Raw genomic sequence first — 12,740 nt, 5'->3', positions numbered from 1 at the left:
TCACTCTTATCAAACCTGTGCGATCCACTTGCGGTGGGTGTGGATCGACATCAAAACCCCGAACCCTGACAGCAGGGTCACCAGCGAAGTTCCGCCATAACTGATGAAGGGGAGCGGAACTCCCACCACCGGCAACAGCCCGCTGACCATGCCGATGTTGACGAATACGTAGACGAAGAACGTCATGGTCAGGCTGCCCGCCAGCAGCTTGCCGAACAGCGTCTGGGCCTGGGCGGTGATCACCAGGCCGCGGCCGATCAGCAGCAAGTAGATCAGCAGCAGCAGGCAAACGCCAACCAGGCCGAACTCCTCGCCGAGGACGGCAATGATAAAGTCCGTGTGACTTTCCGGCAAAAAATCCAGGTGCGACTGGGTGCCGAGCAGCCAGCCCTTGCCGAACACGCCGCCGGAACCGATCGCCGCCTTCGACTGGATGATGTTCCAGCCGGTGCCCAGCGGATCGCTCTCCGGATCGAGGAACGTCAGTACCCGTTGCTTCTGGTAGTCGTGCATGACGAAGAACCACATCGCCACCGCCACCGGAATCACCGCGGTCACCGCGCCGATGATCCAGCGCCAGCGCAAACCGCCGATGAACAGCACGAAGGCCCCCGACGCCAGGACCAGCAGCGACGTGCCGAGGTCCGGCTGGCGGATGATCAGCACGAAGGGGATACCGATCAACAACAGGCTTATCGCCAGATGTTTCAGCCGCGGCGGCAGGCTGCGCTTGGACATGTACCAGGCGATGGTCGCCGGCATGATGATCTTCATGAATTCCGCGGGCTGGAAGCGGATCACCCCGGGGATGTTGATCCAGCGGGTCGCGCCCATCGCGTTATGGCCCATCACGTCCACCACCACCAGCAGGCTGACGCCCACCACGTAGGCCGGCGGCACCCAGCGGGCGAGGAAGCGCGGCTCGAACTGGGCGATCACCACCATGCCCAGCAGGCCGAGGCCGAAGGAGCTGGCCTGCTTGATCAGCAGGTCCCAGTCGCGACCGCTGGCCGAATAGAGAACGAAGAGGCTGCCCGACGCCAGGACCAGCAGCAGGGTCAGCAGGATGCCGTCGACGTGCAGGCGTTGCAGCAGCGTCGCGCGCCGGCGCATCACGTCCTGATCGGACAGCGTGCGGTCGAAGTTACCGTTGCCCATCGAGGTTCTCCAGCGGCGCGTTCGGCACGTATTCGGGTTTCAGCTGGCCATCGGCGCCGAGCAGCCAGGCGTCCATCACCTGCTTGACCACCGGCGCGGCGACGCCGGAACCGGACTCGCCGTTCTCGATCATCACCGACACGGCGATACGCGGCTTCTCCGCCGGCGCGAAACCGATGAACAGGGCGTGGTCGCGGTGGCGCTCCTGCAGCTTGTTGCGGTCGTACTTCTCGCCCTGACGGATCGCCACCACCTGAGCCGTGCCGCTCTTGCCGGCGATGTGATAGGCCGCCGTCTCGCCGACCCGCCGAGCGGTGCCGCGGGCGCTGTGCATCACCTGGACCATGCCGTTGCGCGCGTAGTCCCAGAACTTCGGATCGCGCACCAGGATGTCGGGTATCGGGTTCTCGTCCACCGGCGGCTGGTCCTCGATGGTCTTCGCCAGGTGCGGGCGAATCCACTTGCCGTGGTTGGCCAGCAGCGCCGCGGTCTGCGCCAGTTGCAGCGGGGTCGCCTGCATGTAGCCCTGGCCGATGCCGAGGATCAGCGTTTCCCCCGGGAACCACGCCTGGCGGTAGCGCGCGCGCTTCCATTCGCGCGACGGCATCAGCCCTTCGGCTTCCTCGAACATGTCCAGCGAGACCTTCCTGCCGATGCCGAAGCGGCTCAGGTAGTCGTGCAGACGGTCGATGCCCATGCGGTGGGCGAGTTCGTAGAAGTAGGTGTCGTTGGAGCGCATGATCGCGGTTTCCAGGCTCAGCCAGCCGTCTCCGCTGTGGTTCCAGTTGCGGTACTTGTGGTCGTAGTTGGGCAGTTGGTAATAGCCCGGATCGAACACCCGTGTATCCGGCGTGATCACCCCGGCCTCGAGCCCCGAGACCGCCACCGCCGGCTTGATCGTCGACCCTGGCGGGTACTGGCCGCGCAGCACGCGGTTGAACAGCGGGCGGTCCTCGGAATCGCGCAGTGCGGCATAGGCATTGAAGCCGATGCCGGTGACGAACAGGTTGGGGTCGAAGCTCGGCTGGCTGACCATCGCCAGCACGTCGCCGTTGGCCGGATCGATCGCCACCACCGCGCCGCGCCGCCCGCCCAGCGCCGCCTCGGCGGCTTCCTGCAGCTTGATGTCGAGGGTCAGGTGGATGTCCTTGCCGGGCGTCGGATCGGTACGCTTGAGCACCCGCAGCACGCGGCCGCGGGCGTTGGTCTCGACCTCTTCGTAGCCGACCTGGCCATGCAGCTCATTCTCGTAGAAGCGCTCGATGCCGGTCTTGCCGATGTGGTGGGTGCCGCTGTAGTTGACCGGATCGAGGCGCTTGAGCTCGGCCTCGTTGATCCGTCCGACGTACCCCACCGAATGCGCGAAATGCTCGCCCTGCGGGTAATGCCGGACCAACTGCGCCACCACTTCCACGCCGGGCAGGCGGAACTGGTTCACGGCGATGCGGGCGATCTGCTCCTCGGACAGCTCGAACAGGATCGGCACCGGCTCGAACGGCCGGCGCCCCTGCTTCATGCGCTTCTCGAAGATCGCCCGGTCCTCTTCGCTGAGCTGCAGCACCTCGACGATGGTGTCGAGCACCGACTGCCAGTCGCCGGTGCGCTCGCGCGTCACCGTGAGGCTGAAGCTGGGCCGGTTGTCGGCGACGATCACGCCGTTGCGGTCGTAGATCAGCCCGCGGGTCGGCGGGATTGGCTGCACGTGGACGCGGTTGTTCTCCGACAGCGTCGAGTGGTAGTCGTACTGGATCACCTGCAGGTAATACAGCCGCGCCACCAGCGTCAGGGTCAGCAGGACCACCACCACCGCGCCGACGATCACCCGCCGACGCACCAGACTGGCGTCTTTTTCGTGGTCCTTGAGGCGAATCGGCTGCGGCATGTTCGGACTGCTACTTGTGGTACGGGTGGCCGGAGATGACCGTCCAGGCGCGATAGAGCTGCTCGCCGACGAGGATGCGCACCAGCGGATGCGGCAACGTCAGCGGCGACAGCGACCAGCGCTGTTCACTGCGCGCACAGACTTCCGGCGCCAGCCCTTCCGGGCCGCCCACCATGAGGTTGACCGTGCGCGAATCCAGCCGCCAGCGCTCCAGCTCCCGGGCCAGTTGCCCGGTGCTCCACGGCTTGCCTTCGACTTCGAGGGTGACGATGCGCTCGCCGGGCTGCACCTTGGCGAGCATGGCTTCGCCTTCCTGACGGATCAGGCGCGCCACGTCGGCGTTCTTGCCGCGGGTATTGAGCGGGATTTCCACCAGGTCGACGGCCAGCTCGGCGGGCATGCGCTTGGCATATTCCTGCCAGCCCTCCTCCACCCAGCGCGGCATGCGCGACCCGACAGCGATCAGCTTGATGCGCACGGCCGCGGGTTACTCCTTGTCGAAGTCCGGCGGCTCGTAGCCCTGGGTCCCGCCATGCTGCGCGCGGCTCTGCTCGGCGCCCTGCCACAGGCGTTCGAGGTCGTAGAACTGCCGGGTAGCGACCTGCATGGCATGCACGACCACGTCGCCGAGGTCGAGCAGGGCCCATTCGCCGCTGTCCAGGCCTTCGCTGCCGATCGGCCGCACACCCTGTTCCTTGACCTTCTCCAGCACGTTGTCGGCCAGGGATTTGACGTGGCGGCTGGAGGTGCCGCTGGCGATCACCATGAAATCGGTGACGCTGGTCTTGCCGCGCACATCGATCACGGTGATGTCCTTGGCCTTCATGTCTTCCAGGGCGGCGACCGCCAGCTGGACCAGTTCTTCATTCTGCAAAGCAACTACCTCAAGTTCAGTGAGACGCCGGGTAAAGCCCGTGCGCCTGGATGTAGGCCAGCACCGCGTCCGGCACCAGATAGCGCACCGAGCGGCCGCTGGCCAGCAATTGACGGATTTGCGTGGCGGACACCTGCAAGGGCGTCTGCCAGACGATGGCGATCTTGCCGCCGGGCCCGTCCAGCGCCTGCGGATCGCTGATGCTGCGCGCGGCGAGCAGATCGCGCAGTTCCTGCGACGGCTCGCTGTCGGCATCCGGACGCTGCAACACCAGGATGTGGCAGTGCTCGAGCAACTCGCTCCAGCGATGCCAGCCCGGCAGGCCGCAGAAGGCATCCCAGCCCAGGATCAGGAACAGTTGGTCGTGTGCGGCCACTTCGGCGCGCAACGACTCCAGGGTATCGATGGTGTAGGACGGCTTGTCGCGCTTGAGCTCGCGGTCGTCCACCGTCAGCGGCGCCACCCCGGCCACCGCGCTGCGCACCATCGCCAGACGATCCTCAGCGCTGGTCTGCGGCTGATCGCGATGCGGCGGGCGCGCCGCCGGAATCAGGCGCAATTCGTCGAGGGCGAACTGCTCGACCATTTCCAGCGCGCCACGCAGGTGGCCGATGTGCACCGGATCGAAGGTTCCGCCGAGAATCCCGATACGCCGCGGGGTCGGCGAAGAGCCGATCAAGTGCGCACGTGACCGTCGCCGAAGACGACGTATTTCTCGCTGGTCAGGCCTTCCAGACCGACCGGGCCGCGGGCGTGCAGCTTGTCGGTGGAAATCCCGATCTCCGCGCCGAGACCGTACTCGAAGCCGTCGGCGAAGCGCGTCGAGGCGTTGACCATCACCGAGCTGGAATCCACCTCGGTGAGGAAGCGCCGCGCATCGCTGAAGTTCTCGGTGACGATCGCATCGGTGTGCTGCGAGCCGTAATGGTTGATGTGCTCGATGGCCGCTTCCAGCGAATCGACGATGCGGATCGCCAGGATCGGCGCGTTGTACTCGGCGAACCAGTCATCCTCGCTGGCTTCCAGCACGTCGCTGCCGAGCAGCGCGCGTGTCGCTGCATCGCTCCGCAGTTCGACGCCCTTGTCGCGGTAGATCGCGGCGAGGGGCGGCAGCACGCGAGCGGCGATGTCGGCGTGCACCAGCAGGGTTTCCATGGCATTGCACGGCGAATAGCGCTGGGTCTTGGCGTTGTCGGCGACGCGGATCGCCTTGTCCAGATCGGCGGCGACGTCGATGTAGACGTGGCAGACGCCGTCCAGGTGCTTGATCACCGGCACCTTGGCGTCACGGCTGATGCGCTCGATCAGGCCCTTGCCGCCCCGCGGCACGATGACGTCGACGAACTCCGGCATGCTGATCAGCGCGCCGACGGCCTCGCGGTCGGTGGTTTCCACCACCTGCACCAGCGCCGCTGGCAGCTCGGCTTCGGCCAGGCCCTGCTGGATGCAGCGGGCGATGGCCTGGTTGGAATGGATCGCCTCGGAACCGCCGCGCAGAATGGTCGCGTTGCCGGATTTCAGGCACAGGCTGGCGGCGTCGATCGTCACGTTGGGTCGCGATTCGTAGATGATCCCGATCACCCCCAGCGGCACGCGCATCTTGCCGACCTGGATGCCGGAGGGCAGGTAGCGCATGTCGCGGATCTCGCCGATCGGATCGGGCAGCGTGGCCACCTGGCGCAAGCCCTCGATCATGCTGTCGATGACCGCCGGAGTCAGCGCCAGGCGGTCGACCATGGCCGGTTCCAGGCCGTTGGCGCGGGCGGCGGCCAGGTCCAGCTCGTTGGCCTGGGCGAGTTCGGCGCGCGCGGCGTCGAGGGCGTTGGCGGCGGCCTGCAGCGCGCGGTTCTTCTGCGCGGTGCTGGCGCGCGCGGCGACCCGCGAGGCGGCGCGTGCGGCGCGGCCCAGACGGATCATGTAATCGTGCACGGACTCGGTCATCTCGGCGGCCTGGCAGTCTTGGAAAACGGCTGATTATAGCGGTCGCGGGCGCCCACGCCCAGCGGCGCCCGGCAGATGGCGAACGCGCGCAGGCCAGGGCCGCCGCGGAGGTAATTTCCCGACACCTTTTCGCCGCGCCGCCAGCCGCATGGGCGAAAAGGCCGTTTGGTATGCTGCTGCCGGCCCAACCTTCGAAGAACCCCGATGACCGATCCTTTCCACTGCGAGCCACCCTGGCCCGGCGCGCGGCCGCTGGCGGACGCATTCTTCGACCGCGACGCGCAGCAGGTGGCCCGCGACCTGCTGGGCAAGGTGCTGCGGCACCGGGTCGACGGGCTCTGGCTGGCGGTGCGGATCATCGAGACCGAGGCCTATTACCTGGACGAGAAAGGCAGCCACGCCTCGCTTGGCCAGACGCCCTCGCGGCGCGCGCTGTTCATGGACGCCGGGCACATCTACATGTACTACGCACGCGGCGGCGACAGCCTGAACATGAGCGTTGCCGGCGCCGGCAACGCGGTCCTGATCAAGTCCGCGCATCCCTGGCTGGATGCCGTTTCCGGCCCCGCCAGCCTGCAACGCATGTTGCTCAACAGCCCTGCCGCGAATGGCGGGCCGCGCGCAGCGGAGCGCCTGTGTGCCGGGCAGACCCTGCTATGCCGGGCGCTCGGGCTCAAGGTGAGCGAATGGAACGCGCGGCGCTTCGACGTGCAGCGCTTCTTCGTCGACGACGTCGGCGAGCGCCCGGCGCAGATCATCCAGACGACGCGCCTGGGCATTCCGCCCGGCCGCGACGAGCACCTCGCCTACCGCTTCGTCGATGCCGCGCACGCGCGCCACTGCACACGGAACCCGTTGCGCCGCGGACAGCTCGAAGGTCGCGACTACCATCTGCTGCAGACACAGGAGTTCGATCGATGAGCCAATGGCTCGAAAGCCTCAGCGGCTGGCTGACGCAGAATCCGGAATGGCTCGGCCTGGCGATCTTCGTCATCGCCTGCGTCGAGTGCCTGGCGATCGCCGGGATCATCGTGCCGGGCACGGTGCTGATGTTCGCCGTGGCGGTGGCCGCTGGCGGCGGCGCGCTGACGCTCTGGCAGACACTGCTGCTCGGCTACGCCGGCGGCCTGCTCGGCGATGCGCTGTCCTATGCCCTCGGCCGGCGCTTCCACCAGAACATCCGGCGCCTGCCGGTGCTGCGCCATCACCCGGAATGGATGACCGGCGCGGAGAGCTATTTCCACAAGTACGGCATCGCCAGCCTGCTGGTCGGCCGTTTCATCGGCCCGCTGCGGCCGATGCTGCCGATGATCGCCGGGATGCTCGACATGCCGATGCCGCGCTTCATCCTGGTCAGCCTGGTGGCGGCGGCCGGCTGGGCGATCGCCTACCTGATGCCGGGCTGGGCCACCGGCGCCGCGTTGCGCCTGCCCCTGCCTGAGGGCTTCTGGCCCCAGGCCGGCGTGGTCGCCGCGGCGTTCGCGGTGCTGATCGGCCTCTGCGCGCAGCAAAGCCTGCACCATCAGCGCCGCACGCCGTACCTGGCGACGGCACTGAGCGCGGCGATCCTGATCGGCCTGTTCCTCGGCATGCCGCACCTGCAGGCGCTGGACAACGGCCTGCTGGCGGTGATGCAGGACGAGCGTGCGCCGCACCTCGACCATCTGATGGTGCTGATCACCCGGCTCGGCGACTTCAAGACCCAGCTGTTCGTCGGCGTGCTGCTCTGCGCGCTGCTGGCGCTCACCCGCCAATGGCGCGCACTGCTATTCGCCGGCAGCGCGCTGCTCGGTACGGCGCTGCTCAACGGCCTGCTGAAGCACCTGTTCGCCCGTACCCGGCCGGAAGTGCTGCTCGAACCGCTGCACACCTACAGCTTTCCCAGCGGTCACAGTTCGGCGGCGTTCGCCTTCTTCCTGGTGCTCGGCACCCTCGCCGGCCGCGGGCAACCGGCGCGCCTGCGCCTGGCGTGGATGGTGATGGCCTGCCTGCCGGCGCTGGCGATCGCGATGTCGCGGGTTTACCTGGGGGTGCACTGGCCGACCGACGTGCTCGCCGGGGCGATGCTGGCCAGCGCGCTGTGCGCCGCCAGCCTGGCCGCGGTGCAGTGGCGCGAGCCGCTCGGCGCGCTGTCTCCGCGCGCCTGGTGGCTGATCCTGCCGGCCTGCATCGCGCTGCTCGGCGGCGTTGCCACCTGGGCGCTGCCGGCCGCCGTGCAGATGTACCGCTACTGAAGGCCGCCTGGCTCAGTCTTCGCCCTGCAATTGCTCGAGCAGCTGCTGGATGCGCTCCAGGCGTTGCGGCGGATCGCCGATCGCCAGCAGCTCCAGCTTGGCCTCTTCGCTGAACGGCAACAGGTAGCCCAGTTGATTGGCCAGCGCCTGCTGCCCCTCGGCCACGCCGCCCATGCCCAGCGCGGCGACCAGCGGATGCTCGGCCAGCGCCTCGAGCAGCGCCGCGAGGTCGGCGTGCCCGGCGAGCAGCGGCCGCTCCGGCGGTTCGTCCAGCCACTCCACGTCGGCGAGGGTCGACTGGTCGCGCTGCACCTGCGAACTCAGCACGCGGAAGCGTCGCGTGCCTTCGACACGGATGCCGAGCAGCCCGTTGGGACGCTGCTGCCAGTCGCGGATGCTCGCCGCGCAGCCGACATCGGCGAAGCGCCTGGCGGCCTGGCCGACCTCTGCACCTTCGATGATGCACACCACGCCGAATTCGGAGTCCTGCCTCAGGCAGCGGCTGAGCATATCCAGATAGCGCGCCTCGAAGATCTGCAGGTCGAGCTGGCAGCCCGGAAACAGCACGGTGGAAAGGGGGAACAGGGGAAGGGTCATCGGTACCTCAGCTCACTATCGCCACGGCCAGCGGCAGGAACACCGCGCTGGCCACACCCATCAGGCTCATCCCCAGCGCTGCGAAGGCGCCGGCTTCGTCGCTTTCCTGCAACGCCCGCGCGGTGCCCACGGCATGCGCGGTGAGGCCCAGCGCCATGCCCTGGGCGGCGGAGCTGCGCACCCCGACCAGGCGCAGCAGCGAAGGGCCGACGATCGCGCCAATCACACCGGTGATCATCACGAACACCGCCGCCAGCGCCGCCACGCCGCCGATCTGCTCGGCCACCAGCATGGCGATGGGCGACGTCACCGACTTCGGCGCGAGGGTCATCAGGATCTGCCGCTCCGCGCCGAACAACCAGGCGAGCGCCACGCCGCACGCGGTGGCGAACACGCCGGCCACCGCCAGGGTGATGACGATCGGCCAGAACAGCAGGCGAATGCGCCGCAGGTTGAGGAACAGCGGCACCGCCAGCGCCACGGTCGCCGGCCCGAGCAGGATGGTCATGGTCTCGGTGCTCTTGCGGTACTCGGCGTAGCTAAGGCCGCAGGCCAGCAGGATGGCGATGATCCCGATCATCGACACCAGCACCGGCTGCAGCATCACCCAGCGGCTGCGTTCGTAGGCGGCCAGGGCGAGCTGATACACCGCCAGGGTGATACCGACGCCGAACAGCGGATGATGGATCAGCGCCTGCCATGCGCCCAGCCAGTTGACGCTCATGCGTCCTCCCGGGCACGGCCCTGGCGGCGGATGAGCTTCTCCATCAGCCAGCCGGCGAAGCACAGCGAGATCACCAGCGAGAGGCCCAGCGCGCCGACGATCGCCCAGAAATCCGCGGCGATTTCCCGCGCGTAGACCATCACGCCCACCGCCGGCACCACCAGGATCAGCGGCAGGTAGCGCAGCAGGCTGCTGGCGGCGACGCTCAGCGGTTCGCCCACTTCGCCGCGGGCGAGCATGAAGAGGAACAGCAGCACCAGGCCGATGATCGGGCCGGGCAGCATGGACAGGAACAGCACGTTCAGCGCGGTGCCGAGCATCTGGAACAGCACCAGCCAGGTAAGGCCGCGTAGCAGCATCGGATTCTCCAAGGGCTCGAGGTCCTCATTATAGGCATTCCCCCGTGGCCCTATGACGCGCCATTCGCCGGGGCCATGCGAGCTTGACCGTCCACCGGGTGCGTGCTGATCTGCGACCTCGACAACAACAAGAGCCCCGGAGGACACATGCCATTCGTACCCGTCGCACAACTCAAGGACCACATCGGCAAGGATCTCGGTCATTCCGACTGGCTGGAAGTCGACCAGACGCGCATCGACCAGTTCGCCGAATGCACCGGCGACCACCAGTTCATCCACGTCGACCCGGAGAAGGCCCGGCAGACACCGTTCGGCAGCACCATCGCCCACGGTTTCCTTTCGCTGTCGCTGATGCCGATGCTCATGGAGGACCGGATGATCCTCCCCGAAGGGTTGAAGATGGCGGTCAACTACGGCCTCGACAGCCTGCGCTTCATCCAGCCGGTGAAGGTCGGCTCGCGGGTGCGCCTGGGCCTGAGCCTGACCGACGCCCATGAGAAGAACCCCGGCCAGTGGCTGCTCAAGGCACGCGTGGTGATGGAGATCGAAGGCCAGGAAAAACCCGCCTACATCGCCGAACCACTGACCCTCTGCTTCGTCTGATCGCCCCCGGCGCACCCTGCCACAGGGTGCGCCGCGCGTCGCCAACCCCGCTGCGGCATACTAGGGCCTGTTGCCAGACCGGACCCTCTTCATGCGCCCAGCTCTACCCGCCCTGCTGATCCTGCTGCTCGCCGCCTGTGGCGAGGGCGAACCGATGAAATCGCCGAATGCGCAGTTGCCGGACGGCGGCCACTACCGCGGCGAGCTGGTGGACGGCTTGCTACAGGGGCCCGGGCGCATCGACTACGCCAACGGCAGCTACTACGAAGGCAATTTCAAGGACGGCCAGTTCGAGGGCCAGGGCAGCTGGCACGGCGCCGGCGGGGAAACCTACGTCGGCGAGTTCCACCTCGGCCAGTACCACGGCAAGGGCACCTTCACCTACGCCGACGGCAGCCGCTACGAAGGCCTCTTCGACAAGGGCAAGATGCAGGGCCAGGGCACCCTGGAGCAGAACGGTGAAAGCTGGTCGGGCGTGTTCCGCGACGGCGAACTCAATGGAGCGGGGCATTACCGCGGCGCGCATGGCGAGGAATATGGCGGCGCCTTCGAGGAGGGCGACTTCCACGGCCAGGGCAGCTATTCCAGCGACGGCGACACCTGGCTCGGCCAGTTCGTCCACGGCCAGTTGAGCGGCCAGGGCGAATTCCGCGGCGCCGACGGCAGCCGCTACCTGGGCCAGTTCAAGGACTGGCAGTACGACGGCGAAGGCCGTCTGCAACTGGCCGATGGCAGCGTCTACGAGGGCGGTTTCAAGCAGGGCGCCTACGATGGCCCCGGCGTGCTCACGCTGGCCGACGGCAGCACCCGCAAGGGTTCTTGGCAAGCCGGCCAACGCATCCGCGACGAACAGGGCAAGGCGCTGCCGGACCCGCTGGACGTCGGCCTGCTGGAACAGAGCCGGCTGCTCGGCGAAGCCCTCGCGGCGATACCCGCGTCGACCCCGGCCACCGAACTCTACGCACTGACCCTGGCCGGCGACGGCAAGCAGAGCGTGTTCCTGCGCGAGGCGGACTACGTCGCCGACCTGCTCGGCAAGCGCTTCGGCGCGCGCGGCGTGGTGACCCTTGCCAACCACCGCGACCACCTCGCCGACCGCCCGCTGGCCACCCGCGAGAGCCTCGCTCGCAGCCTGAATACGCTGGCCAAGCGCAGCGGACCGGAAGACCTGCTGTTCATCTACCTGACCAGCCACGGCTCGGCCGACCACCGCCTGAGCCTCGACGTGCCGCGCCTGAACCTGGCCGACCTCTCCGCCACCTCGCTGGCCGAGCTGATGCGCCCACTCAAGGACCGCTACAAGGTGCTGGTGGTCTCGGCCTGCTATTCCGGCGGTTTCATCCCGCCGCTGAAGGACGACAAGACCCTGATCATCACCGCCGCCCGCGCCGACCGGGTGTCCTTCGGCTGCTCGGAAGAAGCCGACTTCACCTACTTCGGCCGCGCCCTGTTCGGCGAGGCGTTGCAGCAGACCGACGACCTCGCCAAGGCCTTCGAGATCGCCAGGACGAAAGTCGCCGAACGCGAGGTCGCCGAGGACTTCGAGGCCTCCGAGCCGCAGATCTGGGCTCCCAAGGCGGTGCTCGAACGCTGGAATCGCTATCGCACCGCCCAGAACAAAGCGGCAACTGCCAAACTCTGAAGAAACAGGAGTGGGCGCACCGCGCCGCTGTCACCGGAGGCGAACATGTACCTGACACCGCAGCGCATCCTCATCGCCGGCGCGACCGGCCTGACCGGCGAACACCTGCTCGACCGTCTGCTCGACGAGCCGACTGTGGAGTGCGTGCTGGCACCGTCCCGGCGCCCGCTGGCCGAGCATCCGCGCCTGGACAACCCGGTCGGCGAACTCGCCGCGCTGCTGCCGCGCCTCGAAGGGCCGGTGGACACCGCCTTCTGCTGCCTCGGCACGACGATCAAGCAGGCCGGTTCGCAGGACGCCTTCCGCGCGGTCGACCATGACCTGGTTCTCGCCTTCGCGGAGCGCGCCCGGGCACTGGGCGCCCGGCATCTGCTGGTGATCAGCGCGATCGGCGCCGACGCGCAGTCGTCGGTGTTCTACAACCGCGTGAAAGGCGAGACCGAAGCGGCGCTGCTCGCCCAGGACTGGCCTCAACTCACCCTCGCCCGCCCCTCGATGCTGCTCGGCGCGCGCCAGGAATTTCGCCTCGGCGAACGCCTGGCGGCGCCGCTCAGCCGGGTGCTGCCGGGCAAGTGGCAGGGCATCGAAGCCACGGTACTGGCCCGCGCGCTGTGGCGCCTGGCGCTGGAGGAACAGCCCGGCGCGCGCATCGTCGAGTCCGACGACCTGCGCCGCCTCGGCCGCTGAACCGCCCGCCCCGGGCGATTGACGGAGCCGGCGCGGAGC

At 68.0% G+C, this 12,740-nt stretch carries 14 protein-coding genes; 5 read left to right on the top strand and 9 right to left on the bottom strand.

Annotated features, from left to right (window positions below; translation table 11 throughout):
- Positions 1-9: 9 nt before the first annotated feature.
- From rodA to BLV15_RS07125, 6 genes are read right to left on the bottom strand one after another with little or no spacing between them, the layout of a single operon-like run.
- Entirely contained in the window at positions 10-1,113 is a 1,104-nt protein-coding gene (gene rodA / locus BLV15_RS07150) for a rod shape-determining protein RodA (RefSeq protein ID WP_175534331.1), read from the bottom strand.
- A gap of 31 nt (positions 1,114-1,144) precedes the next feature.
- Positions 1,145-3,040: a penicillin-binding protein 2 gene (gene mrdA, locus BLV15_RS07145; protein WP_090225951.1), complete on the bottom strand. Its 1,896-nt coding sequence runs from the start codon at positions 3,038-3,040 to the stop codon at positions 1,145-1,147.
- A gap of 10 nt (positions 3,041-3,050) precedes the next feature.
- Complete coding sequence (gene rlmH, locus BLV15_RS07140) at positions 3,051-3,518, bottom strand: 23S rRNA (pseudouridine(1915)-N(3))-methyltransferase RlmH (RefSeq protein WP_090225949.1); 468 nt, start codon at positions 3,516-3,518, stop codon at positions 3,051-3,053.
- A gap of 9 nt (positions 3,519-3,527) precedes the next feature.
- Positions 3,528-3,914 (bottom strand): ribosome silencing factor, encoded by a 387-nt coding sequence (gene rsfS / locus BLV15_RS07135; RefSeq protein ID WP_090225946.1) that lies wholly within the window; start codon positions 3,912-3,914, stop codon positions 3,528-3,530.
- 16 nt (positions 3,915-3,930) lie between these two features.
- The gene (gene nadD, locus BLV15_RS07130; protein WP_090227385.1) at positions 3,931-4,590 is read right to left on the bottom strand and encodes a nicotinate-nucleotide adenylyltransferase; all 660 of its coding nucleotides are present in this window, start codon (positions 4,588-4,590) and stop codon (positions 3,931-3,933) included.
- A complete protein-coding gene (locus BLV15_RS07125; protein WP_090225944.1) occupies positions 4,590-5,855 on the bottom strand; it encodes a glutamate-5-semialdehyde dehydrogenase in 1,266 nt (421 codons plus the stop codon). Before BLV15_RS07125 ends, nadD begins: the two co-directional genes overlap by 1 nt.
- A gap of 204 nt (positions 5,856-6,059) precedes the next feature.
- Between BLV15_RS07125 and BLV15_RS07120 the strand changes: the two genes are divergently transcribed.
- Positions 6,060-6,776, top strand: coding sequence for a DNA-3-methyladenine glycosylase (locus BLV15_RS07120; RefSeq protein WP_090225941.1), 717 nt, complete (start codon positions 6,060-6,062; stop codon positions 6,774-6,776).
- Positions 6,773-8,089 (top strand): bifunctional DedA family/phosphatase PAP2 family protein, encoded by a 1,317-nt coding sequence (locus BLV15_RS07115; RefSeq protein WP_090225939.1) that lies wholly within the window; start codon positions 6,773-6,775, stop codon positions 8,087-8,089. The genes BLV15_RS07120 and BLV15_RS07115 overlap by 4 nt, the downstream gene beginning before the upstream one ends.
- A 12-nt stretch (positions 8,090-8,101) precedes the next feature.
- Here BLV15_RS07115 and BLV15_RS07110 read toward each other — a convergent pair whose 3' ends face one another.
- From BLV15_RS07110 to BLV15_RS07100, 3 genes are read right to left on the bottom strand one after another with little or no spacing between them, the layout of a single operon-like run.
- Entirely contained in the window at positions 8,102-8,686 is a 585-nt protein-coding gene (locus BLV15_RS07110) for an LON peptidase substrate-binding domain-containing protein (protein WP_090225936.1), read from the bottom strand.
- A gap of 7 nt (positions 8,687-8,693) precedes the next feature.
- Positions 8,694-9,410, bottom strand: coding sequence for an LrgB family protein (locus BLV15_RS07105; protein WP_090225933.1), 717 nt, complete (start codon positions 9,408-9,410; stop codon positions 8,694-8,696).
- Positions 9,407-9,769: a CidA/LrgA family protein gene (locus tag BLV15_RS07100; RefSeq protein WP_090225931.1), complete on the bottom strand. Its 363-nt coding sequence runs from the start codon at positions 9,767-9,769 to the stop codon at positions 9,407-9,409. The genes BLV15_RS07105 and BLV15_RS07100 overlap by 4 nt, the downstream gene beginning before the upstream one ends.
- 147 nt (positions 9,770-9,916) lie before the next feature.
- On the opposite strand from BLV15_RS07100, the gene BLV15_RS07095 reads away from it, so the two are divergent.
- From BLV15_RS07095 to BLV15_RS07085, 3 genes are all read left to right on the top strand, one after another.
- Entirely contained in the window at positions 9,917-10,372 is a 456-nt protein-coding gene (locus BLV15_RS07095; RefSeq protein ID WP_090225930.1) for a MaoC family dehydratase, read from the top strand.
- 91 nt (positions 10,373-10,463) lie between these two features.
- A complete protein-coding gene (locus BLV15_RS07090; RefSeq protein WP_090225927.1) occupies positions 10,464-12,014 on the top strand; it encodes a C13 family peptidase in 1,551 nt (516 codons plus the stop codon).
- Positions 12,015-12,059: 45 nt separating this feature from the next.
- Positions 12,060-12,701, top strand: a complete 642-nt coding sequence (locus tag BLV15_RS07085) for an oxidoreductase (protein WP_090225925.1) — start codon at positions 12,060-12,062, stop codon at positions 12,699-12,701.
- The last annotated feature ends 39 nt before the right edge of the window (positions 12,702-12,740 follow it).

It is taken from the genome of Pseudomonas kuykendallii (assembly GCF_900106975.1).
GTDB lineage: Bacteria > Pseudomonadota > Gammaproteobacteria > Pseudomonadales > Pseudomonadaceae > Pseudomonas_O > Pseudomonas_O kuykendallii.
This window is presented reverse-complemented; position numbering and strand designations above follow the sequence as displayed.